Below are 25,286 nucleotides of genomic sequence, written 5' to 3'. Positions count from 1 at the left end.
GCTCGTGGGCGCAACCACGAGCCGTCCTCGAACCGTGCCACCCGGCGCGCGCCGCACGAGCGGGCGCGCGTCACGCGGCGTTACGCCCGCGCCGGAGCGCGCACGCGCGTTCCGTAGGATGGAGGGCAGCGCCACAAGCGCAGACGCCGCCTGCTCGTCAGGCCCACAGCAACCACCCGGACGGAGTCCCCGTGCCGCATCCGCTCGCCCCGCAGCTGCCCGACGCAGCCGACGCCGACGCCCTCGTCGAGGGGGTGTGGCCCGCCTCCGCCGAGCGCGTCGACGGCGCCCTGCGCGTCGGCGGGGCCGACGTGCGCGCGATCGCGGCCGAGCACGGCACCCCCTTCCTGCTCGTCGACGAGGCCGTCGTGCGCGACCGGGCCCGGCGCATCCGCCTCGCCTTCGAGGCCGCGTTCGGCGACGCGGGCGTCGACGTCTACTACGCCGGCAAGGCGCTGCTCACGGCCGACGTGGCACGGTGGATGCGCGAGGAGGGCCTCGTGCTCGACGTGGCCACCGGCGGCGAGCTCGCCGTCGCGCTGCGCGCAGGCGTCGAGCCGGCGGCCATCGGGTTCCACGGCAACAACAAGAGCGAGGCCGAGATCGCGGCCGGCGTCGAGGCGGGCGTGGGCACCTTCGTGCTCGACTCGCCCATCGAGGCCGAGCGCGTCGCGGCGGCCGCGGAGCGCGCGGGCCGCGTGCAGCGCGTGCGGCTGCGCATCTCGGTGGGCGTGCACGCCTCGACGCACGAGTTCCTCGCCACGAGCCACGAGGACCAGAAGTTCGGCGTGCCGCTCGACGAGGCGCCGGCGCTCGTCGCGCGCATCCGCGAGCTGCCGAGCCTCGAGCTCGTCGGCCTCCACACGCACATCGGCTCCCAGATCTTCGACGCCGACGGCTTCGCCGAGTCGGCCCGCCGCATGCTCGCCCTGCATGCGAGCCTCGGCGCCGACGGCCCGCTGCCCGAGCTCAACCTCGGCGGCGGGTTCGGCATCGCCTACACCGCCGCCGACAGCCCCGAGCCGATCGAGGCGATCGCCGCCGGGCTCGCCGACGCGGTGCGCACCGCCGCCGACGAGCTCGGCATCCCGGTCCCGCGCATCGCGATCGAGCCCGGCCGCTGGATCGTCGGCCCGGCGGGCATCACCGTCTACACCGTCGGCACGGTGAAGCCCGTGCGCCTCGGCGAGGGCACGCGCACGTACGTCTCGGTCGACGGCGGCATGGGCGACAACCCGCGCCCCGCGCTCTACGGCGCACAGTACTCGGCCCGCATCGCCTCGCGCTCGAGCGACGCCGAGCCCGCGCTCGTGCGGGTCGCGGGGCGTCACTGCGAGTCGGGCGACATCGTCGTCGATGCCGAGTGGCTGCCCGGCGACGTCGCCCCCGGCGACCTGCTCGCCGTCGCCGCGACGGGCGCCTACTGCCACTCGCTCGCCTCCAACTACAACCTCGCGCCGCGCCCGCCCGTGCTCGCCGTGCGCGACGGGGAGGTGCGCACGCTCGTGCGGCGCGAGTCGATCGACGACCTGCTCGCCCGCGACGCGGGCCTCGAGCGCCCCGCCGGACGCCACGCATCCGCCACCACCGACGACGGAGCCGCATGAACTCCTACCGCAGCCTCCGCATCGCGCTGCTCGGCGCCGGCAGCGTCGGCGCGCAGGTCGCGCGCATCCTGCTCGAGCACGGCGACGAGCTCGCCGCCCGCGTCGGCGCGCCGCTCGAGCTCGTCGGCATCGGCGTGCGCGACGTCGACGCGAAGCGCGACGTCGAGCTGCCGCGCGAGCTGCTCACGACCGACCTCGCGACGCTCGTCGCTGGCGCCGACGTCGTCGTCGAGCTGCTCGGCGGCATCGAGCCGGCGCGCACCCTGCTGCTCGACGCGCTCGCGGCCGGCGCCGACGTCGTCACCGCCAACAAGGCCCTCGTCGCCGCGCACGGCCCGGAGCTCTTCCAGGCGGCCGAGACCGTCGGCGCGCAGGTCGCCTACGAGGCGGCCGTCGGCGGCGCCATCCCCATCATCCGGCCGCTCGAGCAGTCGCTCGCCGGCGACCGCGTGCTGCGCGTGATGGGCATCGTCAACGGCACCACCAACTTCATCCTCGACCGCATGCACACCGAGGGCTCCACGCTCGAGGACGCGCTCGCGACCGCGACGGCGCTCGGCTACGCCGAGGCCGACCCGACCGCCGACATCGAGGGCTACGACGCCGCCTCGAAGGCGACGATCCTCGCCTCCCTCGCGTTCCACACCGAGGTGCCCGCCGCGTGCGTGCACCGCGAGGGCATCACCGGGGTGACGGATGCGATGGTGCAGCAGGCGGAGCGCACGGGCCGGGTGCTCAAGCTCGTCGCCATCTGCGAGCGCCTCGAGGGCGACGCGGGCGACCGCGTCTCGGCCCGCGTGCATCCCGTCTCGCTGCCGTCGACGCATCCGCTCGCCGCCGTGCACGAGGCGAAGAACGCGATCTTCGTGACCGCCGAGGCCGCGGGCGACCTCATGTTCTACGGCGCGGGCGCCGGCGGTCCCGAGACGGCGTCGGCGGTGCTCGGCGACCTCGTCTCGATCGCGCGCCGGCACGTGCTCGGCGGCCCGGGCGGCCCGGCGTCGACGCACGCGGATCTCGCGATCGCGCCCTTCGACGAGGTGCTCGCGCGGCACGAGCTCGGGCTCACCGTCGCCGACCGGCCGGGCGTGCTCGCCGCGGTCGCGGGCCTCTTCGCCGAGCACGACGTCTCGGTCGAGTCGGTGCGGCAGGATCCGGGCGACGGCTCGGCGTCGCTCGTGCTCGGCACCCACACCGCGACCGAGGGCCGCATCGCGGCCGTGCTCGAGGCGCTCGCGGCGCACACCGACGTGGAGCGGATCGACAGCGTGATCCGGCTCATCGACTAGGAGGCATCAAGATGGCGAAGCAGGGTTCACGCAACCAGTGGCGAGGCGTGCTGCACGAGTGGGCCGACGTGCTCGGCGTGACGGATGCGTCGACGGTCGTCACGCTCGGCGAGGGCGGCACGCCGCTCATCGAGTCGAAGGCGCTGTCGGCCATGACCGACGCGCGCGTGCTCGTGAAGTTCGAGGGGCTGAACCCGACCGGCTCGTTCAAGGACCGCGGCATGACCGTCGCCGTGTCCCGCGCCGTCGAGCGCGGCGCGAAGGCGATCGCCTGCGCGTCGACCGGCAACACCTCGGCCGCCGCGGCGGCCTACGCGGCGGCTGCCGGCATCCAGGCGATCGTGCTGGTGCCGGAGGGCAGGATCTCGATGGGCAAGCTCGCGCAGTCGGTCGTGCACGGCGCGCGCATCGTGCAGATCCGCGGCAACTTCGACGACTGCCTCGAGATCTCGAAGGAGCTCGCCGACCGCTACCCGGTGCACCTGGTGAACTCCGTGAACGACGACCGCATCGAGGGCCAGAAGACGGCGGCGCTCGAGATCGTCGACGTGCTCGGCGACGCCCCCGACATCCACTGCATCCCGGTCGGCAACGCCGGCAACATCACGAGCTACTGGCGCGGGTACTCGCTCGCCGAGACGACGGGCATGGCCACGAAGCGGCCCCGGATGCTCGGGTTCCAGGCGGCGGGCGCGGCCCCCATCGTGCGCGGCGAGGTCGTGCGCGAGCCCGACACGGTCGCCACGGCCATCCGGATCGGCAACCCCGCCTCGTGGCAGCAGGCGATCGACGCCCGCGACGAGTCGGGCGGCTTCATCGGTGCCATCGACGACGCGGCGATCCTGCGCGCGCAGCGCCTGCTCGCCTCGTCGACCGGCGTCTTCGTCGAGCCGGCCTCGGCCATCTCGGTCGCGGGCCTGCTCGAGCGGCACTCGGCCGGCGAGATCCCGGCCGGCTCGACCATCGCGCTCACGGTCACCGGCCACGGCCTGAAGGACGCCGCCTACGGGCTGCGGCTCGACGACGGCTCCGAGGCCCGGCCGGAGTCGGCCGACGCCGACACCGCGCAGGTCGCCCAGATGCTGGGCCTGGCATGACGGCGGCCGAGCCCGGGGCCCGGGTGCCGCTCGCCCGCAGCGTGCGCGTGCGCGTGCCGGCGACGAGCGCCAACCTCGGCCCGGGCTTCGACACGCTCGGGCTCGCGCTCAACGTGCACGACGAGCTCGAGGTGACCGCGACCGAGGCCGGCGTGCGCGTCGACGTCACGGGCGTCGGCGCCGACGGCGAGCACGGCGTGCCCACCGACGAGACGAACCTCGTCGCCCGCTCGCTGCTGCACGTGCTCGACCGCGTCGGCGTCGAGGCGCCGGGGCTGCGCATCACCGCGACCAACGCCATCCCGCACGGCCGCGGCATGGGCTCCTCCGGCGCCGCGATCGTCTCCGGCGTGCTCGCCGCGAAGGGCCTCCTCGAGGGCGTCGTCGACGTCACCGACGAGGATGTGCTGCGCTGGGCCACCGAGCTCGAGGGCCACCCCGACAACGTCGCGCCCGCCATCTTCGGCGGCCTCACCATCGCGTGGGTCGACGAGACCGGCCCCCGGCACAAGCAGCTCGCCGTGCACCGCGGCGTCTCGCTGCTCGTCGCCGTGCCCGAGGCGACGATGTCGACGTCGCTCGCCCGCAGCCTGCAGCCCGACGCGGTGCCGCACGCCGACGCCGTCTTCAACCTCTCGCGCTCGGCGCTGCTCGTCGCCGCGCTCACGCAGAGCCCCGAGCTGCTCTTCGACGCCACCGAGGACCGCCTCCACCAGACCTACCGGGCGAGCGCGATGCCCGAGACGAGCGCGCTCGTGCGCGAGCTGCGCGCCGCGGGCCACGCGGCCGTCGTGTCGGGCGCGGGGCCCTCGGTGCTCGTGCTCGCGAGCGACCCGGCGGCCCGCCTCGAGGCGGCCAGGATCGTCGAGGAGCGGCCCGGCGGCGCGGCCGGCGGGTGGCACGCGCGCCTGCTCGCCGTCGACATCCGCGGTGGTACAGTGGAGCCCATCCCCAGCAGCGCCGTGGCCTAGCCCGGCGGGGGAGCATCTGACTCCTCTCTCCGCAATCTGATGCGCCCGACGACCGCTCCACGGCCGTGAGCGCAGCGGGAGACATGGTCCCACGCCCGCGAGCATCGCGCGCGGGCCGACATTGAAGGAGCGCTCGCGCAATGACCAGCGAGACCATCGACAGCATCCCCGCGACCGACGACGGCGCGACCGCCCCCGCCGCAGAGGCCCCCAAGCGCCGCTCGCGCCGCGCGACCTCCACGTCGGTCGCCGCCAAGGCCGAGGCCGCCGCCGAGGCGCCGGCCGAGCAGCCCGCGCCGCAGGCGACCGCCGAGGCCCCCGCCGAGCAGGCGACGGCCGACGCGCCCGCCGAGCAGGCGACCGCCGCCGCGCCGAAGCGCCGCGCCTCGACCCGCCGCACGAAGGCGCAGCAGGCCGAGGACGCCGCCGCCGAGCAGCCGCAGGCCGAGGCCGCCGAGGCCCAGCCGGTCCAGGCGGCGCAGCCCGCCGCCGACGAGGCGCCCGCCGCCGCGGAGGGCGACGACGCCCCCGCCAAGGCCGAGCGCCCCGCGCGCACCCGCGCGAGCCGCTCGCGCTCGAAGGCGAAGGACGCCGGCGCCGACGAGACGACGGCTGCGCCCGAGGGCGCCGCCGACCAGCCCGCCGCCGAGTCCGCCGAGCGCGGCTCGGCCGACGACGCCGGCCGTGCCGGCGAGTCCGGTGCCGGCGAGCCCCGTGCCGACGAGTCCCGTGCAGACGACGCGCGCCAGGCCGACCGCCAGCGGGCCGACCAGGCCGACGACGCATCCGGCACCGACGCCGAGGGCGACGACCAGCAGCAGCGCGAGGGCACCTCGCGCCGCCGCCGGAGCCGCGGCAAGGGCGGCCAGAACGGCCAGCAGGCCGACGAGCAGCAGCAGGACGACGAGGACGGCTCGCGCCGCCGTCGCGGCCGCGGCCAGAACGACCGCCAGAACGACCGCGAGCAGGGCGGCCGCGCGCAGGGCGACCGCGACCAGGGCAACCAGCGCGCGCAGCAGCAGGCCGACGCCGACGGCTCGCGCCGAGGACGCGGGCGCGAGCGCACCCGCGGGCGCAGCGGCCAGGACGCCGAGCTCGAGATCCACGAGGACGACGTGCTGCTGCCCGTCGCCGGCATCGTCGACCTGCTCGACAACTACGCGTTCGTGCGCACCTCCGGCTACCTGCCGGGCCAGAACGACGTCTACGTCTCGCTCGCCCAGGTCAAGAAGCACGGCCTGCGCAAGGGCGACGCCGTCGTCGGCGCCATCAAGCAGCCCCGCGAGGGCGAGCAGCAGTCGGGCCGCCAGAAGTTCAACGCGCTCGTGCGCGTCGACTCGGTGAACGGCCAGACGGTCGAGGAGTCGCTGAACCGCGTGGAGTTCTCGAAGCTCACGCCGCTCTACCCCCAGGAGCGCCTGCGCCTGGAGACGACGCCCAACAAGCTCTCGACGCGCGTGATCGACCTCGTGGCGCCGATCGGCAAGGGCCAGCGCGGCCTCATCGTCTCGCCGCCCAAGGCCGGCAAGACCCTCGTGATGCAGGCCATCGCCAACGCGATCGCCGAGAACAACCCCGAGGTGCACCTGATGATCGTGCTCGTCGACGAGCGCCCCGAGGAGGTCACCGACTTCCAGCGCACCGTCAAGGGCGAGGTCATCGCGTCGACCTTCGACCGGCCCGCCGAGGACCACACGATCATCGCCGAGCTCGCGATCGAGCGCGCCAAGCGCCTCGTCGAGCTCGGGCACGACGTCGTCGTGCTGCTCGACGGCATCACCCGCCTCGGCCGCGCCTACAACCTGTCGGCGCCGGCCTCCGGCCGCATCCTCTCCGGCGGCGTCGACTCGAGCGCGCTCTACCCGCCGAAGAAGTTCTTCGGCGCCGCGCGCAACATCGAGCACGGCGGCTCGCTCACCATCCTCGCGACCGCGCTCGTCGAGACGGGTTCCAAGATGGACGAGGTGATCTTCGAGGAGTTCAAGGGCACCGGCAACATGGAGCTCCGCCTCTCGCGCCAGATGGCCGACAAGCGCATCTTCCCCGCCGTCGACGTCAACGCATCCGGCACCCGCCGCGAGGAGATGCTCATGGGCGTCGAGGAGACGAAGGTCATGTGGAAGCTCCGCAGGGCGCTCGCCGGCCTCGAGACGCAGCAGGCGCTCGAGCTCGTGCTCAAGCAGCTCAAGGAGACGCAGTCGAACGTCGAGTTCCTGATGAAGGTCTCGAAGTCGGTGCCCGGCCAGCACGACAAGGACTGACGTGTTCGAGTCGGTCTCGGGCCTCATCGCCGAGCACGCCGACCTCGAGCTGCAGCTCGCCGACCCGGCGCTGCACGCCGATGCGGGCCGTGCGCGCCGGGTGAACCGGCGCTACGCGGAGCTCAGCCAGATCAAGGCCGCGCACGAGCGCTGGGTGCAGTCGACCGACGACCTCGCCGCCGCGCGCGAGCTCGCCCGCGAGGACGAGGCGTTCGCCGAGGAGGTGCCCTCGCTCGAGGAGGCGGCGCACCAGGCCGAGGAGCGGCTGCGGCGCCTGCTGATCCCGCGCGACCCGGACGACGGGCGCGACGTGATCATGGAGGTCAAGGGCGGCGAGGGCGGCGAGGAGTCGGCGCTGTTCGCGGCCGACCTCGTGCGCATGTACACGCACTACGCCACCAGCCGCGGCTGGAAGGTCGAGATGCTCGAGTCGACGCCCTCCGACATGGGCGGCTTCAAGGACGTGCAGATCGCCGTCAAGGGATCGTCGAGCGACCCGTCCGAGGGCGTCTGGGCGTCGCTCAAGTACGAGGGCGGCGTGCACCGCGTGCAGCGGGTGCCCGCGACCGAGACGCAGGGGCGCATCCACACCTCCACCACCGGCGTGCTCGTCTTCCCCGAGGTCGATGAGCCCGAGGAGGTGCAGATCGACCAGAACGACCTGAAGATCGACGTCTTCCGCTCGTCCGGCCCCGGCGGCCAGTCGGTCAACACCACCGACTCCGCCGTGCGCATCACGCACCTGCCCACCGGCATCACCGTCTCGATGCAGAACGAGAAGAGCCAGCTGCAGAACCGCGAGGCGGGCATGCGCGTGCTGCGCGCCCGGCTGCTCGCGCGGCAGCAGGAGGAGCTGGACGCGGCGGCGTCGGATGCGCGCAGGTCGCAGATCCGCGGCATGGACCGGTCGGAGCGCATCCGCACCTACAACTTCCCCGAGAACCGCATCGCCGACCACCGCACGGGCTTCAAGGCCTACAACCTCGACACCGTGCTCGACGGCGCGCTGCAGCCGGTGATCGACTCGTGCATCCAGGCCGACGAGGAGGCGCGGCTCGCGGCTCTCGGCGGCGACGCCTGAGCCCCGCGTGAGCGCGGGACCGGGGCGGATGCGTCCCGGTCGTGCGCGCGCCGACGCGCCGCCCGCCGCCCGCGAGCGGATGGGCGGCGCCTTCTGGCGCTTCTGGAGCGTCGAGGTCGCGACCGAGACCGGCATCGGGCTCGCGGTGATCGCGCTGCAGACGATGGTCGTGCTCGACCTCGGCGGCGGAGCGACCGAGGTCGGCTGGCTGTCGTCTGCGCGGTTCCTGCCCTACGTCGTGCTCGGGCTGCTCGTCGGCGCGCTCGTCGAGGGGATGCGCCGGCGCACGGTCATGCTCGTGAGCGACGTCGTGCGCGCGCTCGTGCTCGGCGGCCTCGCGGCGGTGTGGCTCGCGGGCGGCGGAGCGCTGTGGGTGCTGCTGCTGGCGGCGGTGCTGCTCGGCGCGGCGAGCCTCGTGAACGACGCCGCGTCGCAGGCGTTCGTGCCGCGGCTCGTCGACCGTGCCCGGCTGCTGCCCGCGCACCAGCGGCTCGACGCCGGCTCGAACGCGGCGCAGTCGGCGGGCCCGGCGATCTCGGGCGCGGTGATCGCGTGGCTCGGCGCTCCGGTGTCGCTGCTGGCGGCCGCTGCCGCGCACCTCGTGTCGGCCGGCGTGCTCGCGACGCTCCCGGTCGACGAGCCCGCGCCGCGGCGATCCGCCGGCCTCGGGCGCGCGATCGTCGGCGGGCTGCGCTTCGTGCACCGGCATCCGCGGCTCGGCCCCTTCGCGCGCTGGACGCACGCGTGGTTCCTCTGCAACGGCGCCGCGATGACGCTGCTCGTGCCCCTCGTGCTGCTCGAGCTCGACGCCGGGCCGGCGGGCCTCGGGCTCGCGCTCGGCGTGCTCGGCGCCGCGACGCTCGTCGGCACGGCCCTCGCGGGCGTCGTCGCGGCGCGCCTCGGCATGGCGCGCACGGTGATCGTCGAGCACGCGACGATGCCGGTCGGGTGGGGCATGGTCGCGGCGGCCGCGCTGCTGCCGCTGCCGTCGACCTCGCTCGCGCTCGGGCTCGTGCTCTCCGGGCTGACGGTGACGGGCGTCGCGATGGGGCTCGCGAACCCGAGCGAGATGGCGCTCCGCCAGCGCGCGACGCCCGACCGGATGCAGTCGCGGATGAACGCGACGATGCGCACCGTCAACCGCGCCATGATCGTCGTCGCGGCGCCGCTCGGCGGGCTGCTGGGCGACGCGATCGGCATCGGGCCCGCGCTCGTCGCGGTCTGCGCCGGCTTCGCGATGACCGCGATCGGCATGGCGGCGTCGCCGCTCGCTCGCGGCCGCACCGCGGCGTAGCCGTCGGGCGCGGAGGGCACGCGGAAGACGGGGGCTTGTCGGCGCCCCCTGGGTGCGGGATCTTTGGCGGCAGCGGCCCCGGCACCTGCCTGGCCGCACCTCGCGAAGGAGCGTCCCATGTCTCGCAGATCCCGGACGACAGCGACCGCGGCCACCGCCGCCCTCGTGCTCGGACTGGCGGCCCTCGGGGGCCTGCCGGCGAGCGCCGCCCCGCCCGGCGAGCCCGTCACCGTGGCGACCGGGCTCAACAACCCGCGCCAGCTCTCGATCGGCCCCGGCCACACCCTCTACGTCGCCGAGGCCGGCAGCGCGGCTGCGTGCGAGCCGATCCCCGGCGTCGACGCCGCGTACGCGCTCTGCGGCATGACCGGGTCGGTGACCGAGGTCAGTCGCTCCGGCCAGCGGCGCGTCGTCACCGACCTGCCCGCCCTCGGCTTCAACGGCGAGGTGCTGGGCGCATCCGACGTCCAGGTGCGCGGCACGAGCATCGCCGTGCTCATCGGCGGCATGGCCGGCGCGGCGACGGCGCGCGACGGCCTCGCCGACGCGTTCGCCGACTTCGGCACGCTGCAGACGGGGTCGCTGCGCTCGGCGCCGCTCACCGCGGACGACCTCGCCCTCGTGGCGGACATCAACGCCTTCGAGGTCGCGAGCAACCCCGACGGCAACGACCCGCCCGACAGCAACGCCGTGGGCTTCGCCCCGCTCGGCGCGAAGCACTGGGCGGTCACCGACGCCGGCGGCAACACGCTGCTGACCGCCGGCGACGACGGCGTGAGCACGGTCGCGGTGTTCCCCAACGGCGACCCCGTGCCCAACCCGTTCGGTCCGGGGATGATCCCGCCGCAAGCGGTGCCGACGGATGTCGCGGTCGGGCCCGACGGCGCGTACTACGTGTCGCAGCTGACCGGCTTCCCGTTCCCGACGGGCGCCTCGACCATCTGGCGCGTGACGCCCGACGGCCAGGTGTCCGCCTACGCGACGGGGCTGACGATGGTGACGAGCCTCGCCTGGCGCGATGGCGTGCTGTACGCCGTGCAGCTCGACGACGGCAGCTTCTTCGACGGGCACGTCGGATCGCTGCGCGAGGTGACGCCGGGAGGCTCGATGCACGACGCGGTCGTCGACGGGCTGTCGGCGCCCTACGGCCTGGCGATCCGCGGCACCTCCGCCTTCGTCACCGTCGACTCGGTGTCGTCGGGCGGGGGCTCGGTGCTGCAGATCGACCTGCGCTGAGCATCGATCGGGGGTCGCACGGCGCGTCTCGGGCGCGGGCGTAGGCTCGCGCCCATGGCCCAGGTGACGCTGCTGTGCGGCCCCTCGTGCGCGGGCAAGTCGACGCTCGCGCGCGAGCTCGAGGCCTCCGGCGCGCTCGTGCTGTCGTACGACCGCGAGGCCTGGGCGCGCGGCGTGCGCGACGGGCGGCCGTCGCACGAGCTCATGGCGCGGATCGACGCCGACTTCCTCGAGCTGCTCGAGCGGGTGCTGCCCACCGGCCGCCCCGTGGTGCTCGACGCGTCGCTGTCGACGCGCGCGGTGCGCGATCGGTGGCGGATGCGGCTGGGCGCGATGGCGGTGGAGTGCGAGCTCGTGGTCGTGCGCGCGCCGCTGCCGACGCTGCTCGACCGGGCGCACGGTCGCGAGCCCGGGCCGGAGTCCGTGGTGCTCGACGACGCGGCGCTCACCGCCTACGTCGCGGGGTTCGAGTGGCCGGGGGAGCGCGAGGCGCACCGCCTGGTCGAGACCGGCTGACGCGGCCGGGCCCCGCGCATCCGCCGTCCTCGGCCCGGTGCGCGCGGCCGCCAGCGTGCCAGGATGAGCGCATGGGACCGGTGCTCGCGATGTCGCTCGGCTCGCTCGCGCTCGCGCTCGCGGCGATCGCGATCGGCGTGGTCGTGCACCTCGCCGGGCTCGGGCGCATCGCGCCTGCCGGCCCGATCGGCCTGCCCGGCAGGCGGCTGCGGGCGGATGCGACGGCCTACGCGCGCTCGCACCGCGCGGCCACGCCGCTCACGTGGCTCGCGACCTCGGTCGCGGCGGTCGCGGCGCTCGGGTCGCTCGTCGCGGGCCTCCAGTCGGGGGTCGAGGAGTGGGCCGTGCTCGCCGTGCTCGCCGCGATCGTGCTCGTGGTGGGGCTCGCGCTCGCCACCTGGCGGGCGCACGCCTCGCTGCCCGACGCGGATGGCGCCAGGTAGCCTGGTGACGAGCCCGAGGGCGGGCCCGCGGACGAGGGAGCCGTACCCGCACAGCGACAAGACGGCCGGTGGGGACTCGTCATGTCGTGGGTGATCCTGATCGCGTCGGGCCTGCTCGAGGGCGTCTGGGCTGCCGCGATGCAGTCGTCGCAGGGCTTCCGGCGCTGGCGGCCGACCGTGCTCTTCGCCGCCGCCATGCTCGCCTCGATGGGCGGTCTCGCCTGGGCGATGCTCGAGATCCCGACCGGCACCGCCTACGCGGTGTGGGTGGGGGTCGGCGCCGTCGCGACGGTCGTGCTGCAGGTCGCGCGGGGCGCCGAGCGGCTCACGCTCGTGCGCGCGCTGCTGCTCGTGCTGCTCGTCGGCTGCCTCGTCGGTCTGAAGCTGGTGAGCTGAGATGCGCCCCCGCACCGCGTGGGCCGTGCTGCTCGGCAGCGCCGTGCTCGAGGCCATCTGGGCCACGGCGATGGGGGAGTCGGAGGGCTTCAGCCGACCGATCCCGACCCTGGTGTTCGCCGTCGCCGCGGTCGCGAGCTTCATCGGCCTCGAGCGGGCCGTGCAGACGCTCCCGCTCGCGACCGGCTACGCCGTCTGGACGGGCGTCGGCGGCGCCCTCACCGTGCTCTGGGCGATCGCCACGGGCGCGCAGCCGTGGAGCCCGCTGACGCTCCTCTTCCTCGCCGGGATCCTGGTCGCGGTGGCGGGCCTCGCGCTCACCGAGCGCCCGCATGCCGCACCCGCGTCCCCGGACCGGCCCGCCGCATCCGACCCCGCCTGACCTGGCCCTCCGCGTCGCCTCGCCCTGAGTGGCGCTCCCGGCGATCGAGTGGCGCCCTGCAACATCGAGTGGCGCCTCCGGCGATCGAGTGGCGCCACTCGGTCGCGCAGCGCGCCACTCGATCGCGCGAGGCGCCACTCGATCGCGCGAGGCGCCACTCGGCAACGCGGCGTGGGGCGGCGGCGGACGGTGCCGAGGCCGCCGCGGCTCAGAGCGAGCGGCTCAGATCGAGTACTCGATCTGCGGCAGCTCGGCGGGCGACGTGCGCGCGACCGGCTTCGCGGGCACGCCCACGAGCGTCGTGCCGGACGGCGCGTCGTGCAGCACGACCGCGTTCGCGCCGACCCTGACGTCGTCGCCGAGCGCGATCGGCCCGAGGACCTTGGCGCCGGCGCCCACGAGCACGCGGTGCCCGAGCGTCGGGTGCCGCTTCACGGCCGCGTTCGCCGTGCCGCCGAGCGTCACGCCGTGGTAGAGCATCACGTCGTCACCGACCTCGGCGGTCTCGCCGATCACGACGCCCATGCCGTGGTCGATGAAGAACCGCCGCCCGAGCCGCGCGCCCGGGTGGATCTCGACGCCCGTCATGAAGCGCGCGAACTGGCTGCCCGCGCGCGCGATCGAGCGCGCGCCGGCGTGCCAGAGCCGGTGGTTGACGCGGTGGGCCCACACGGCGTGGAGGGTCGAGTAGGTGAGCGCGATCGACAGCGCGCCGCGGGCGGCAGGGTCGTGCCGCCGCGCGTTCTCGATGTCCTCCCGGACGTTGAGCAGGCCCATCCGTCCTCCGCTCAGGCCAGGTCGGCGTAGATCGGCATCGACAGGTAGCGCTCACCGGTGTCGCAGACGATCGCGACGATCGTCTTGCCCGCCGACTCGGGACGGCGCGCGATCTCGAGCGCGGCCCAGACGATCGCGCCCGACGAGATGCCCGCGAAGATGCCCTCCTTCGCGGCGAGCTCGCGGCCGACGCGCACGGCGTCGTCGAGCTCGACGTCGACGACCTCGTCGTAGACGCCGGTGTCGAGGATCTCGGGCACGAAGTTCGCGCCGAGGCCCTGGATCTTGTGCGGGCCTGCCTGGCCCTTCGTCAGCAGCGGCGAGTCGGCCGGCTCGACGGCGACGACGCGGATGTCGGGGTTCAGCTCCTTGAGGCGGCCGCCGGCGCCGGTGATGGTGCCGCCGGTGCCGATGCCCGCGATGAAGATGTCGACCTCGCCGTCGGTGTCGGCCCAGACCTCCTCGGCGGTGGTCTCGCGGTGCACGCGGATGTTCGCCTCGTTCTCGAACTGCCGAGCGAGGATGGCGCCGGGCGTCTCGGCGACGATCTGGCGGGCGCGCTCGACGGCGCCGCGCATGCCGTCGGGGCCGGGGGTGAGCACGAGCTCGGCGCCGTAGGCCTTGAGGATCGCGCGGCGCTCGACCGACATCGTCTCGGGCATCGAGAGGATCACGCGGTAGCCGCGGGCGGCGCCGACCATCGCGAGGGCGATGCCGGTGTTGCCGCTCGTGCCCTCGACGATCGTGCCGCCGGGCTTGAGGGAGCCGTCGGCCTCGGCGGCGTCGATGATCGCGCGGCCGATGCGGTCCTTGACGGATGCACCGGGGTTGAAGGACTCGAGCTTCACGAGCACGGTCGCGTCGGTGCCGTCGAGCCGCTGGAGGCGCACGAGGGGCGTGCCGCCGATCGTGGCGGTGATGTCGTCGAAGATGCGCGCCATGCGGATTCCTTTCATCGGGTGGAAGCAGTGCTTCTCACCATACGGGACAGCACCCGAGCAAGCGCTCCGCGGCGGCTCCGCATTCCCGCAGGGCGCGGGCCCCTCGCGGCACTACCGTGGTGCCGTGACGGAACCGACGGTCGGCGATGCGGTGCGGCAGGCGCGCACGCGCCTCTCGGCCGCCGGCATCGAGGGCCCGGACGCCGAGCTGCTCGCCGCGTGGGCCGCAGGCAGCGGGCTCGGCGAGATCCGAGTCGACATGGCGATGGGCCGCTCGTTCGCGGCGGATGCGCTGGCCCGCTTCGCGCACGCGGTCGCGCGTAGGGAGGCGCGCGAGCCGCTGCAGCGCATCACGGGCCTCGCACCGTTCCGGCACGTCGACCTGCGGGTCGGGCCAGGCGTCTTCACCCCGCGGCCCGAGACCGAGCTGCTCGTCGACGTCGTGCTCGAGCACGTGCGCGGCACGGCCTCGCCGCTCGTGCTCGACGTGGGCACCGGCACGGGCGCCGTCGCGATCGCGCTCGCGCGCGAGGCCGGAGCCCGGGTCGTCGCCGTCGAGCAGAGCCCCGCCGCCTACGTCTGGGCCCGCCGCAACATCGCCGAGCTCGCGCCCGGCACCGTGCTGCTCCACGCCGACGCGCGCGACGTCGCGGCGCTCGCGGCCGTCGGGGTGCAGCCCGGCTCCCTCGACGCCCTCGTGTCGAACCCGCCCTACGTGCCGGCCGCATCCGTGCCCGCCGACCACGAGGTGCGAGCCTTCGACCCCCACGGCGCGCTCTACTCGGGCGCCGACGGGCTCGACCTCATCCGCGACCTCGCGCCGCTCGCGGCCGACCTCGTCGCCCCCGGCGGCATCGTCGCGGTCGAGCACGCCGAGCACCAGTCGGCCGCCGTGCGCGGCATGCTCGAGGACGCCGGGTTCACGGATGCGCGCACGCGGGTCGACCTGACGGGTCGCGACCGCGTCACCTCCGCCGTCCGCTGACGGCCCCGGCGGGCGCTCCCGGGCGGCACTACGATTGCGGGGTGGCCGCCACGATCTACGACTGCTCCGACCCCGCATCCCTGCTCGATGGGGTGCGCGCGGCGCGGACGGCGATCGCGGCCGGCCAGTGCATCGTGATGCCGACCGACACGGTCTACGGCATCGCCGCCGACGCGTTCTCGCACAGCGCCGTCGCGGGCCTGCTCGCGGCGAAGGGCAGGGACCGCGGCTTCCCGCCGCCCGTGCTCGTCGCCGACCGGCACATGGCCACCGCGCTCGCCGAGTCGGTGCCCGCGGCGATCGAGCCGCTGCTCGACGCGCACTGGCCGGGCCCCCTCACCGTCATCCTGCGCGCGCAGCCCTCGCTCACCTGGGACCTCGGCGACACCGGGGGCACCGTCGCGATCCGGGTGCCCGACCACCCGATCGCGATCGGCCTGCTGCGCGAGACGGGGCCGCTCGCGGTCTCGAGCGCCAACCTCCACGGCATGCTGGCGCCGACCGAGGCGGCAGCCGCCGCCGAGATGCTCGGCGACCGCGTCGCCGCGGTGCTCGACGCGGGCGCCGTCGGCGGCAGCGCGGCGCCGGGGGAGCAGAACGGCTCGACGATCCTCGACTGCTCCACCGAGGGCGTCGTGCGCATCGTGCGCCAGGGCGTGCTGCCGCGGGAGACCGTCGCCGCCGCGCTCGGCGAGCTGCTCGCCCCGGAGTGACGCCGTGATCTTCCTGCTCATCACCGCGGTCGCGGCGGTCGTGACCTTCGTCGCGACACGCGTGGTGCTGGCAGTGGCGCTCAAGCACGGCATCCACCCGCCCGTGCGCGACCGCGACGTGCACTCGCGGCCCACACCGCGCCTCGGCGGGGTGGCGATGTGCATCGGCGTGCTCGGCGCGTTCGGCGTCGCCGCCCTCATCCCCGAGCTCTCGGGCGTCTTCGCCGAGCCCGCCCGCATCTGGACGCTGCTGGCCGGCGCGGTGGCGATCTGCGGCATCGGCGTGCTCGACGACCTCGTCGACCTCGACTGGATGCTGAAGCTCGGCGCGCAGATCCTCGTCGCCACCGGCGTCGCGCTCTTCGGCGTGCAGATCGTGAGCCTGCCGATCGCCGGCATCACGGTGCCGTCGGCGACCACGGCGATCATGCTGACGGTGCTCATCATCGTGCTCGTGATGAACGCGCTGAACTTCATCGACGGGCTCGACGGGCTCGTCGCGGGCACCACGATCATCGGCTCGACGGCGTTCTTCGGCTACATCTTCATCATCAGCCAGAACCTCGGGCAGCAGAACGCCTACTTCTCGCTCGCGAGCCTCATCACGTCGATCATCGTCGGCGTCTGCCTCGGCTTCCTGCCGGTGAACTGGCATCCCGCGCGCATGTTCATGGGCGACGGCGGCGCGCTCATGCTGGGCCTCCTCACCGCCGCGAGCGCCATCGCCGTCACCGGGCAGATCGACATCGGCACGATGGGCGGGCGCAGCCAGATCCTGCCCGCGTTCATCCCGGTGCTGCTGCCGCTCGCGATCCTGCTGCTGCCGCTGACGGACTTCGTGCTCGCGGTCGTGCGGCGCCTCCTGAACGGCTCGAGCCCCTTCGCCGCCGACCGCAAGCACCTCCACCACCGGCTGCTCGACATGGGGCACTCGCACCTCGGCGCGGTGCTCATCTTCTACGCGTGGACGGCGGTCGTCTCGGTCGGCTGCCTCGTGTTCCTGATGCAGCCCTGGTGGGTGGCCGTCGGTATCATGGCGGTCGGGTTCATCGTGTGCGCCCTGCTGACGGCGGCGCCCGTCAGCCGCAGGGTGTGGCGCACGTTCCTGCGCGTGCTGCGCGAGCGCCGTGCAGCTCGCAGGGGACTCGAGCCGACCACGATCGACGCCCGCGTCGAGACCAGCATCGACCAGGGGGAATCCCGGTGACCACCAACCAGATCATGCAGCGCATCCTGCTGTGGGGCGGCATCCTCGCCGCCGCCGTGGCCGTCGTGGGCGGGATCGTCGGCTGGCTGCTCGCCGCCGGCGCCGGGGTCGCCTCGGCGCTCGTGGGCACCGCCCTCGCGATCGTCTTCTGCATGCTCACCGCCGCGAGCATCCTGCTCGCCTTCAAGGTCTCGAAGGGCGCCATGATCTCGGGCGCCTTCTTCGGCATCGTGCTGGGCGGCTGGCTGCTGAAGTTCGTGCTGTTCATCGTGCTCGTGTTCGTGCTCGGCGACCAGGACTGGCTGCATCGCGGCGTCGCCTTCGGCGCGCTCGTGGCGGCGGTCATCGGCTCCCTGGTCATCGACTGCGTCGTCATCATGACGAGCCGGCAGCCGACGATCGACAGCGACGCCGACGACGAGACGCAGGGCCGTCCGGCCCGCGGCGCGCAGGCCTGAGCGCCGACCCGCGCAGGCGCCGCGCCGTGCCGCGTTCTGGTAGTGTCGTTCCTGCTCCCCCCACTGCACCGCTCACCATCGAGCGTGTCCGCGCGAGGGGGCGCACCGACGTCGAGACGGCGCCAGGCGCCATGAGGTTGAGGAAGAGACGCTGAACGCCCCTTTGTCGCTGCTGGCCTCTGCTGGAACCGAGCCCGAGCCGTTCCACCCGCCGTCGATCGCGGAGTTCTTCCCGCAGATCTTCCTGTTCGACGAGCCCACGATCGCGTGGCTCGGCGAAGAGGACCCGATCTTCGGCATCAACCGGATCATGCTCATCCGCCTCATCTCGGCGACGGCGATCATCCTCATCTTCGTGCTCGGCACGCGGCGGATGCGCCTGGTCCCGACGCGCGGGCAGAGCCTGGTCGAGATGGGCCTCGGCTTCGTCCGCGACGGCATCGCCTACGACCTGCTCGGCGAGAAGGACGGACGCCGCTTCCTCCCGCTCATCACCACCATCTTCTTCATGGTGCTGTCGATGAACGTGACCGGCATCATCCCCTTCTTCAACATCGCGGGCACCTCCGTGATCGGCGTGCCGCTGCTGCTGGCGCTCATCGCCTACGTCGCGTTCATCTACGCGGGCGTCAAGAAGCACCCGGGCGCCTTCTTCAAGAACGCGCTCTTCCCGCCCGGCGTGCCGTGGCCGCTCTACATCATCGTGACGCCGATCGAGTTCGTCTCGACCTTCGTGCTGCGCCCCATCACGCTGACGCTGCGACTCATGATGAACATGGTCGTCGGCCACCTGCTGCTCGTGCTGTTCTTCTCGGCCACGCACTTCTTCTTCTTCTCCGCCGGCGGCCTCTACACGCTGTTCGGCGCAGGCACCCTCGCCCTCGGCTTCGCGTTCACGCTCTTCGAGCTGCTGGTCGCGGTGCTGCAGGCCTACGTCTTCGCCCTCCTGACCACCGTCTACATCCAGCTCGCGCTGGCTGAAGAGCACTGACCCTCCGGGCAACCGGAACCGCAGAAAGGAAACACCGTGGACAACGCCACGACCGTTCTCGCCGAGATCAACGGCAACATCGCGACCGTCGGCTACGGCCTCGCGGCCATCGGCCCCGCCATCGGCGTGGGCATCGTCGTCGGCAAGACGATCGAGTCGGTCGCGCGCCAGCCGGAGCTGCAGGGCCGCCTGACGGTCCTCATGTACATCGGCATCGCGTTCACCGAGGCGCTCGCCTTCGTCGGCATCGCCACGTACTTCTTCATGGTCTGAGGCACTGATGCTCGCATCAGACCTCTTCCTGGCGGAGGAGGAGGGGGAGCAGAACATCCTCCTCCCCGCCTTCTACGACATCCTCTGGTCGGCGGTCATCTTCACCGTCCTCCTGCTGGTCTTCTGGAAGGTCGTCCTCCCGCGCATGCAGGCGCTGCTCGACGAGCGCGCCGCTGCCATCGAGGGCGGCATCAAGAAGGCCGAGGAGGCGCAGGCCGAGGCCGCTGCGGCGCTCGAGTCGTACAACACGCAGCTCGCCGCCGCGCGCGCTGAGGCCAGCCAGATCAAGGAGCGTGCTCGCGCAGACGCCGCCAAGATCGAGGCCGACCTGAAGGCTCGTGCGAACGACGAGGCCGAGCGCATCACCGCGCAGGCGCACCAGCGCATCGAGGCCGAGCGCCAGGCAGCCTTCTCCTCCCTGAAGACCGAGGTCGGCACGCTCGCCCTCGACCTGTCGGAGAAGGTCGTCGGCGAGTCGATGGACGACAGCCGCTCGGCTGCGATCGTCGACCGCTTCCTGGCCGACCTCGAGCGCGACGGGGCGAACCGCTAGTGGGCAGCGCGACCAGCCAGGCGCGAGCCGGCATCGAGGGCGCTGTCAGCGCGCAGCCGCACGCGGGCATCGACGACGCGCGCGACCTGTTCCGGGCGTCGCGCGCCATCGAGCGGAGCCCCCAGGTGCTCTCGTCGCTGGCCGACCCCGCCTCGACGCCCGACGCTCGCGCGGCCCTCGCGGCGCGCGTGCTCGGGCAGCTCGGAGCACCTGCGGTCGCGATCGTCGCGCACCTCGCGCGCCAGCGCTGGTCCGCTCCCGCCGACCTGCTCGCGGGCATCGACGACGCGGCCATCCGCATCGCCGTGCGCTCGTCGCAGGCCGACGTCGCCGGCGAGATCGCCTCGTTCGAGCGCACCGTCGCCTCCGACGCGCAGCTCGAGCTCGCGCTCGGCGGCCTGCTCGGCTCCGCCGACGCCAAGGCTGCGCTCGTCGAGCGGCTGCTCGGCGGCCGGGCGAGCGAGGCGGCCGCCTCGATCCTCGATCACCTCGTGCGCGCGCCCCGCGGCCGTCGCATCGGCCAGCGGCTGCGCAGCACCGCGAAGCAGGTGGCCGAGGCCTCCGGCAGCTCGCTCGCGACCGTCACGACGGCGCGCGAGATCCCTGCGGCGCAGCTCGACCGACTCCGCGTCGGCCTCGAGCGGCAGTACGGCCGCGCGCTGCAGCTCCAGCAGATCGTCGACCCGGCCGTCCTCGGCGGCCTGCGCGTCGCGATCGGCGACGACGTCATCGACGGCACCGTCCGTTCCAAGTTCACCGACCTGCGCCTGAAGCTCGGCTAGGTCGACAGCCCACCAGAGGAAGACACATGTCAGAGCTCACCATCAGCCCCGACGAGATCAAGGGCGCACTCGCCGACTTCGTCTCGTCCTACGAGGCCTCGGCCTCGACGACGGCCGAGGTCGGCACCGTCATCGACGCCGCCGACGGCATCGCGCACGTCGAGGGCCTCCCCGGCGTCATGGCCAACGAGCTCGTCCGCTTCGCGGACGGCACGCTGGGCCTCGCCCAGAACCTCGACGAGTCCGAGATCGGCGTCGTGGTGCTCGGTGAGTTCGCCGGCATCGAGGCCGGCATGGAGGTCACCCGCACCGGCGAGGTGCTCTCGGTCCCCGTGGGCGAGGGCTACCTGGGCCGCGTCGTCGACCCGCTCGGCAACCCGATCGACGGCCTCGGCCAGATCGCCTCGAGCGGCCGCCGCGCCCTCGAGCTGCAGGCGCCGGGCGTCATGCAGCGCAAGTCGGTGCACGAGCCGCTCCAGACCGGCATCAAGGCGATCGACGCGATGATCCCGGTCGGCCGCGGCCAGCGCCAGCTGATCATCGGCGACCGCCAGACGGGCAAGACGGCGATCGCGATCGACACGATCATCAACCAGAAGTCCAACTGGGACTCGGGCGACGTCAACAAGCAGGTGCGCTGCATCTACGTCGCCGTCGGCCAGAAGGGCTCGACCATCGCCTCGGTGAAGGGCGCCCTCGAGGAGGCCGGCGCGATGGAGTACACCACCATCGTCGCCTCGCCCGCGTCCGACCCGGCCGGCTTCAAGTACCTCGCGCCCTACGCCGGCTCGGCCATCGGCCAGCACTGGATGTACGAGGGCAAGCACGTCCTGATCATCTTCGACGACCTGTCGAAGCAGGCCGAGGCCTACCGCGCCGTGTCGCTGCTGCTCCGCCGCCCGCCGGGCCGCGAGGCCTACCCGGGTGACGTGTTCTACCTGCACTCCCGTCTGCTCGAGCGCTGCGCGAAGCTCTCCGACGAGCTCGGCGCGGGCTCGATGACCGGCCTGCCGATCATCGAGACGAAGGCCAACGACGTCTCGGCGTACATCCCGACCAACGTGATCTCGATCACCGACGGCCAGATCTTCCTCCAGTCCGACCTGTTCAACGCCAACCAGCGCCCCGCGGTCGACGTCGGCATCTCGGTCTCGCGAGTCGGCGGCGACGCGCAGGTCAAGTCGATCAAGAAGGTCTCCGGCACGCTCAAGCTCGAGCTCGCCCAGTACCGCTCGCTCGAGGCGTTCGCGATGTTCGCCTCCGACCTCGACGCGGCCTCGCGCCGTCAGCTCGAGCGCGGCGCGCGCCTGACCGAGCTGCTGAAGCAGCCGCAGTACTCGCCGTACCCCGTCGAGGAGCAGGTCGTCTCGATCTGGGCCGGCACGAACGGCAAGCTCGACACGGTGCCCGTCAACCAGGTGCTGCAGTTCGAGTCCGAGCTGCTCGAGCACCTGCGCAGCAACAGCTCGGTGCTCGGCACGCTCCGCGAGACCAACGTGCTCGACGACGCGACGCTCGCGACGCTCGAGTCGGAGGTCGACGAGTTCGTGAAGAACTGGCAGGGCAAGCCGGAGTCGAGCATCACCGACCCGGGCACGGAGTCCGACAACCCCATGGTCGAGGACGTCAACCAGGAGCAGATCGTCAAGGGCCGTCGCTGACGCGAGCTCGCTGAGGAGGCGGAATGGGAGCCCAGCTCCGGGTCTACACGCAGAAGATCAAGTCTGCGCAGACGACCAAGAAGATCACGAAGGCGATGGAGCTCATCGCTGCATCGCGCATCCAGAAGGCGCTCGCACGCGTGCACGCGTCGACGCCGTACGCCAGGGCGCTGACGCGCGCCGTGAGCGCGGTCGCCACGTACTCCAACGAGGCGCACCCGCTCACGGTCGAGCGTCCGCAGCTGAAGCGCGCGGCGATCGTCGTGCTGACGAGCGACCGCGGCCTGGCCGGCGCGTTCAACTCGCAGATCATCCGCGAGGCGAGCGAGCTCCGGGCGAAGCTGGAGTCCGAGGGCAAGGAGGTCGACCACTACCTGGTCGGCAACAAGGCCGTCGGCTACTTCAAGTTCCGCAAGCGCGCGTCCATCCAGGCGTGGACGGGGCAGTCGGAGACGCCGAGCCCCGAGCTCGCGCAGGAGATCGCCGAGGCGGTGCTCGAGGCGTACGTCTCCGAGCAGGTCGATGAGATCCACATCGTCTACAACCGCTTCGTCAGCATGATGACGCAGGAGCCCACCTCGGTGCGGCTGCTGCCGCTGGAGGTCGTCGAGGCCGAGAGCGCCGAGAGCGCGGAGCACTTCCCGCTGTACGAGTTCGAGCCCGAGCCCGCACAGGTGCTCGACGCGCTCCTGCCGGTGTACGTCGAGAGCCGCATCTTCAACGCCCTGCTGCAGTCGGCCGCCGCGAAGCAGGCGGCGACGCAGAAGGCCATGAAGTCGGCCTCCGACAACGCCGACAAGCTCATCACCGACTACACCCGCCTGCGCAACAACGCGCGCCAGGCCGAGATCACGACGCAGATCTCCGAGATCGTGGGCGGCGCGGACGCCCTCGCCTCGGCGAAGTAGCCACGAAAGGCAAGCACCATGACCATCACTGACACCCCCGAGGTCTCGCAGCGGCAGGCCGGCGTCGGCCGCGTGGCCCGCGTGACCGGTCCCGTCGTCGACATCGAGTTCCCGCACGACGCGATCCCGCCCGTCTACAACGCGCTCAAGACGACCGTCGACTTCGGTGACGGCACCGAGCCGCAGGAGATCACGCTCGAGGTCGCGCAGCACCTCGGCGACGACCTCGTGCGCGCCATCGCCCTGAAGCCGACCGACGGCCTCGTCCGCGGCCAGGAGGTGCGCGACACCGGCGACCCGATCATGGTCCCCGTCGGCGACGTCACCAAGGGCAAGGTCTTCAACGTCATCGGCGAGGCGCTCAACCTCGGCGAGGGCGAGACGATCGAGGTCACCGAGCGCTGGTCGATCCACCGCAAGGCTCCCGCGTTCGACCAGCTCGAGTCGAAGACGCAGCTGTTCGAGACCGGCATCAAGGTCATCGACCTGCTGACCCCGTACGTGCAGGGCGGCAAGATCGGCCTGTTCGGCGGCGCCGGCGTCGGCAAGACCGTCCTCATCCAGGAGATGATCCAGCGCGTCGCGCAGGACCACGGCGGCGTCTCGGTGTTCGCCGGTGTCGGCGAGCGCACCCGTGAGGGCAACGACCTGATCCACGAGATGGAGGAGGCGGGCGTCTTCGACAAGACCGCCCTCGTCTTCGGCCAGATGGACGAGCCGCCGGGCACGCGTCTGCGCGTGGCCCTGTCGGCGCTGACGATGGCGGAGTACTTCCGCGACGTGCAGAAGCAGGACGTGCTGCTGTTCATCGACAACATCTTCCGCTTCACGCAGGCGGGCTCGGAGGTCTCGACGCTGCTCGGCCGCATGCCCAGCGCCGTCGGCTACCAGCCGAACCTCGCCGACGAGATGGGCATCCTGCAGGAGCGCATCACCTCGACGCGCGGCCACTCGATCACCTCGCTGCAGGCGATCTACGTGCCGGCCGACGACTACACCGACCCGGCCCCGGCCACGACGTTCGCGCACCTCGACGCGACGACGGAGCTGAGCCGCGAGATCGCGTCGAAGGGCCTCTACCCGGCCGTCGACCCGCTCACGTCGACCAGCCGCATCCTCGACCCCCGCTACCTGGGCGAGGACCACTACCGCGTCGCGACGACCGTCAAGCAGATCCTCCAGAAGAACAAGGAGCTGCAGGAGATCATCGCGATCCTCGGTGTCGACGAGCTCTCCGAGGAGGACAAGATCGTCGTGTCGCGTGCACGCCGCATCCAGCAGTTCCTCTCGCAGAACACCTACATGGCCAAGAAGTTCACGGGCGTCGAGGGCTCGACCGTGCCGCTCAAGGAGACCGTCGAGTCGTTCGACGCGATCGCCAAGGGCGAGTTCGACCACGTGGCCGAGCAGGCGTTCTTCAACGTCGGCGCGATCTCGGACGTCGAGGCCAAGTGGGCGCAGATCCAGAAGGAGAACGGCTGATGGCTCTGACCGTCAGCATCGTGTCGGCCGCCTCCGAGGTGTGGTCGGGCGAGGCCTCGCAGGTCATCGCCCGCACCACCGAGGGCGAGATCGGCATCCTGACGGGCCACGAGCCGGTGCTGGCCGTGCTCGCCGAGGGTCAGGTGCGCGTCACCGACTCGACCGGCACGGTGCACAGCGTCGAGGCCGAGGACGGCTTCCTGTCGGTCGACCACGACCGCGTGGAGATCGTCGCCAGGAACGCAAAGCTCGCGTGATCGTCCTGCTGCCGCCCAGCGAGACGAAGGCGGCAGGCGGGACGGCGGAGCCGCTGTCGACGGCCAGCCTGGGGTTCCCCGGGCTGGCCGTCGCCCGTTCCCGGGCCCTCGCGGCCCTCGACCGCCTCGTCGCCGCCGGCCAGGACGTCTCGACGCCCGCGAAGGCGCGCGCCGCCGCCGACAACGCCGCTGTGCGCGATGCGCCGACGATGCCGGCGATCGAGCGCTACACGGGCGTGCTCTACGACGCGCTGGGCGCCGCATCCCTCGACGCCGATGCGCGCGACTGGGTCGACGCCCACGTCGTGATCCAGTCGGCCCTGCTCGGCTTCGTGCGCGCATCCGACCGGATCCCCGCCTACAAGGTGTCGGAGCACACGCGCCTGCCGGGGGAGCGGATGCGCGACCTGTGGTCGGGAGCGGGCGACGCGATCGAGGGCTTCGCGCTCGACCTGCGCTCGAAGGCGTACGCGGCCCTGGCGCCGGTCGCCGGCGCCGTGCCCGTCGAGATCGTCTCGCCGGAGGGCAGGGCGCTCAACCACTGGAACAAGGCGGGGAAGGGCGCGCTCGTGCGCTCGCTCGCGGAGGCGGGCGTTGAGGCGCCGTCGGCGGATGCGCTCGTGGCGTGGGCGGCGTCCGCCGGCGTGCCGCTCACGCGCGCCGAGGGCGGCCTGCGGCTCGTCGTCCAGGATCCGCGGCTCGTCGCCGCGCGCTGAGGCGCTCGG

27 protein-coding genes and 1 riboswitch are annotated in these 25,286 nt (G+C 73.1%); of the genes, 25 read left to right on the top strand and 2 right to left on the bottom strand.

All coding sequences use genetic code 11. The features are described from left to right. The first annotated feature begins 191 nt into the window (after positions 1-191). The 12 genes from lysA to AC1RNL_RS06965 all read left to right on the top strand — a co-directional run bounded on the left by lysA (position 192) and on the right by AC1RNL_RS06965 (position 12,573). Positions 192-1,607 (top strand): diaminopimelate decarboxylase, encoded by a 1,416-nt coding sequence (gene lysA, locus AC1RNL_RS07020; RefSeq protein ID WP_492934814.1) that lies wholly within the window; start codon positions 192-194, stop codon positions 1,605-1,607. Next, positions 1,604-2,896: a homoserine dehydrogenase gene (locus tag AC1RNL_RS07015; RefSeq protein WP_128188982.1), complete on the top strand. Its 1,293-nt coding sequence runs from the start codon at positions 1,604-1,606 to the stop codon at positions 2,894-2,896. Before lysA ends, AC1RNL_RS07015 begins: the two co-directional genes overlap by 4 nt. Positions 2,897-2,907: 11 nt before the next feature. Beyond that, positions 2,908-3,993, top strand: a complete 1,086-nt coding sequence (gene thrC / locus AC1RNL_RS07010; RefSeq protein ID WP_128188981.1) for a threonine synthase — start codon at positions 2,908-2,910, stop codon at positions 3,991-3,993. Continuing rightward, positions 3,990-4,964 carry a homoserine kinase gene (gene thrB / locus AC1RNL_RS07005; RefSeq protein ID WP_492934813.1) on the top strand — a complete coding sequence of 325 codons (975 nt, stop codon included), beginning with the start codon at positions 3,990-3,992 and terminating at the stop codon, positions 4,962-4,964. Before thrC ends, thrB begins: the two co-directional genes overlap by 4 nt. Before the next feature lie 140 nt (positions 4,965-5,104). Continuing rightward, positions 5,105-7,225 carry a transcription termination factor Rho gene (rho, locus tag AC1RNL_RS07000; protein WP_492934812.1) on the top strand — a complete coding sequence of 707 codons (2,121 nt, stop codon included), beginning with the start codon at positions 5,105-5,107 and terminating at the stop codon, positions 7,223-7,225. A gap of 1 nt (position 7,226) precedes the next feature. Then, positions 7,227-8,306: a peptide chain release factor 1 gene (gene prfA, locus AC1RNL_RS06995; RefSeq protein ID WP_310121260.1), complete on the top strand. Its 1,080-nt coding sequence runs from the start codon at positions 7,227-7,229 to the stop codon at positions 8,304-8,306. A gap of 28 nt (positions 8,307-8,334) precedes the next feature. Continuing rightward, positions 8,335-9,600, top strand: coding sequence for an MFS transporter (locus AC1RNL_RS06990; protein ID WP_492934811.1), 1,266 nt, complete (start codon positions 8,335-8,337; stop codon positions 9,598-9,600). Positions 9,601-9,717: 117 nt separating this feature from the next. Continuing rightward, positions 9,718-10,836 carry a ScyD/ScyE family protein gene (locus tag AC1RNL_RS06985; RefSeq protein ID WP_492934810.1) on the top strand — a complete coding sequence of 373 codons (1,119 nt, stop codon included), beginning with the start codon at positions 9,718-9,720 and terminating at the stop codon, positions 10,834-10,836. Between the two features lie 54 nt (positions 10,837-10,890). Continuing rightward, positions 10,891-11,352 (top strand): P-loop nucleotide/nucleoside kinase family protein, encoded by a 462-nt coding sequence (locus AC1RNL_RS06980; RefSeq protein ID WP_492934809.1) that lies wholly within the window; start codon positions 10,891-10,893, stop codon positions 11,350-11,352. A 71-nt stretch (positions 11,353-11,423) separates the two neighbouring features. Continuing rightward, on the top strand, positions 11,424-11,795 hold the full coding sequence (locus AC1RNL_RS06975) for a hypothetical protein (RefSeq protein ID WP_492934808.1): 372 nt from the start codon (positions 11,424-11,426) through the stop codon (positions 11,793-11,795). A 6-nt stretch (positions 11,796-11,801) separates the two neighbouring features. Further along, positions 11,802-11,865: riboswitch (guanidine-III (ykkC-III) riboswitch) on the top strand. A gap of 11 nt (positions 11,866-11,876) precedes the next feature. Further along, positions 11,877-12,191 carry a DMT family transporter gene (locus tag AC1RNL_RS06970; RefSeq protein WP_492934807.1) on the top strand — a complete coding sequence of 105 codons (315 nt, stop codon included), beginning with the start codon at positions 11,877-11,879 and terminating at the stop codon, positions 12,189-12,191. Between the two features lies 1 nt (position 12,192). Then, positions 12,193-12,573 carry a DMT family transporter gene (locus AC1RNL_RS06965; RefSeq protein WP_492934806.1) on the top strand — a complete coding sequence of 127 codons (381 nt, stop codon included), beginning with the start codon at positions 12,193-12,195 and terminating at the stop codon, positions 12,571-12,573. Positions 12,574-12,795: 222 nt separating this feature from the next. Here the strand turns inward: AC1RNL_RS06965 and epsC are convergent, their stop codons facing one another. Both epsC and cysK read right to left on the bottom strand, forming a co-directional pair. Then, on the bottom strand, positions 12,796-13,350 hold the full coding sequence (gene epsC, locus AC1RNL_RS06960; protein ID WP_310121245.1) for a serine O-acetyltransferase EpsC: 555 nt from the start codon (positions 13,348-13,350) through the stop codon (positions 12,796-12,798). An 11-nt stretch (positions 13,351-13,361) separates the two neighbouring features. Next, positions 13,362-14,291 (bottom strand): cysteine synthase A, encoded by a 930-nt coding sequence (gene cysK / locus AC1RNL_RS06955; RefSeq protein ID WP_492934805.1) that lies wholly within the window; start codon positions 14,289-14,291, stop codon positions 13,362-13,364. 124 nt (positions 14,292-14,415) lie between these two features. Here cysK and prmC point away from each other — a divergent pair, with 124 nt between their 5' ends. The 13 genes from prmC to AC1RNL_RS06890 all read left to right on the top strand — a co-directional run bounded on the left by prmC (position 14,416) and on the right by AC1RNL_RS06890 (position 25,277). After that, a complete protein-coding gene (prmC, locus tag AC1RNL_RS06950; protein WP_310121240.1) occupies positions 14,416-15,276 on the top strand; it encodes a peptide chain release factor N(5)-glutamine methyltransferase in 861 nt (286 codons plus the stop codon). A 41-nt stretch (positions 15,277-15,317) separates the two neighbouring features. After that, positions 15,318-15,989, top strand: a complete 672-nt coding sequence (locus AC1RNL_RS06945; RefSeq protein WP_492934804.1) for an L-threonylcarbamoyladenylate synthase — start codon at positions 15,318-15,320, stop codon at positions 15,987-15,989. Between the two features lie 4 nt (positions 15,990-15,993). Continuing rightward, positions 15,994-17,196, top strand: coding sequence for an MraY family glycosyltransferase (locus tag AC1RNL_RS06940; protein WP_128190149.1), 1,203 nt, complete (start codon positions 15,994-15,996; stop codon positions 17,194-17,196). Next, positions 17,193-17,654, top strand: a complete 462-nt coding sequence (locus AC1RNL_RS06935) for a Cg1360 family ATP-synthase-associated protein (protein WP_364194765.1) — start codon at positions 17,193-17,195, stop codon at positions 17,652-17,654. The genes AC1RNL_RS06940 and AC1RNL_RS06935 overlap by 4 nt, the downstream gene beginning before the upstream one ends. Positions 17,655-17,817: 163 nt before the next feature. After that, entirely contained in the window at positions 17,818-18,645 is an 828-nt protein-coding gene (gene atpB / locus AC1RNL_RS06930; protein ID WP_400531988.1) for a F0F1 ATP synthase subunit A, read from the top strand. 36 nt (positions 18,646-18,681) lie between these two features. Beyond that, the gene (atpE, locus tag AC1RNL_RS06925) at positions 18,682-18,918 is read left to right on the top strand and encodes an ATP synthase F0 subunit C (RefSeq protein ID WP_281439987.1); all 237 of its coding nucleotides are present in this window, start codon (positions 18,682-18,684) and stop codon (positions 18,916-18,918) included. Positions 18,919-18,925: 7 nt separating this feature from the next. After that, on the top strand, positions 18,926-19,471 hold the full coding sequence (locus AC1RNL_RS06920; RefSeq protein ID WP_364194768.1) for a F0F1 ATP synthase subunit B: 546 nt from the start codon (positions 18,926-18,928) through the stop codon (positions 19,469-19,471). Continuing rightward, positions 19,471-20,253 carry a F0F1 ATP synthase subunit delta gene (locus AC1RNL_RS06915; protein ID WP_146357277.1) on the top strand — a complete coding sequence of 261 codons (783 nt, stop codon included), beginning with the start codon at positions 19,471-19,473 and terminating at the stop codon, positions 20,251-20,253. The genes AC1RNL_RS06920 and AC1RNL_RS06915 overlap by 1 nt, the downstream gene beginning before the upstream one ends. Positions 20,254-20,279: 26 nt before the next feature. Continuing rightward, the gene (gene atpA / locus AC1RNL_RS06910; protein ID WP_246990669.1) at positions 20,280-21,914 is read left to right on the top strand and encodes a F0F1 ATP synthase subunit alpha; all 1,635 of its coding nucleotides are present in this window, start codon (positions 20,280-20,282) and stop codon (positions 21,912-21,914) included. A gap of 23 nt (positions 21,915-21,937) precedes the next feature. Continuing rightward, the gene (locus AC1RNL_RS06905) at positions 21,938-22,822 is read left to right on the top strand and encodes a F0F1 ATP synthase subunit gamma (RefSeq protein WP_128190154.1); all 885 of its coding nucleotides are present in this window, start codon (positions 21,938-21,940) and stop codon (positions 22,820-22,822) included. 18 nt (positions 22,823-22,840) lie between these two features. Beyond that, positions 22,841-24,304, top strand: a complete 1,464-nt coding sequence (gene atpD / locus AC1RNL_RS06900; protein WP_128190155.1) for a F0F1 ATP synthase subunit beta — start codon at positions 22,841-22,843, stop codon at positions 24,302-24,304. After that, positions 24,304-24,561 carry a F0F1 ATP synthase subunit epsilon gene (locus AC1RNL_RS06895; RefSeq protein WP_128190156.1) on the top strand — a complete coding sequence of 86 codons (258 nt, stop codon included), beginning with the start codon at positions 24,304-24,306 and terminating at the stop codon, positions 24,559-24,561. The genes atpD and AC1RNL_RS06895 overlap by 1 nt, the downstream gene beginning before the upstream one ends. Next, on the top strand, positions 24,558-25,277 hold the full coding sequence (locus tag AC1RNL_RS06890) for a YaaA family protein (RefSeq protein ID WP_400531985.1): 720 nt from the start codon (positions 24,558-24,560) through the stop codon (positions 25,275-25,277). The genes AC1RNL_RS06895 and AC1RNL_RS06890 overlap by 4 nt, the downstream gene beginning before the upstream one ends. Positions 25,278-25,286 lie beyond the last annotated feature (9 nt).

It is taken from the genome of Agrococcus sp. GW821-FHT14H11, assembly GCF_058803545.1.
This window is presented reverse-complemented; position numbering and strand designations above follow the sequence as displayed.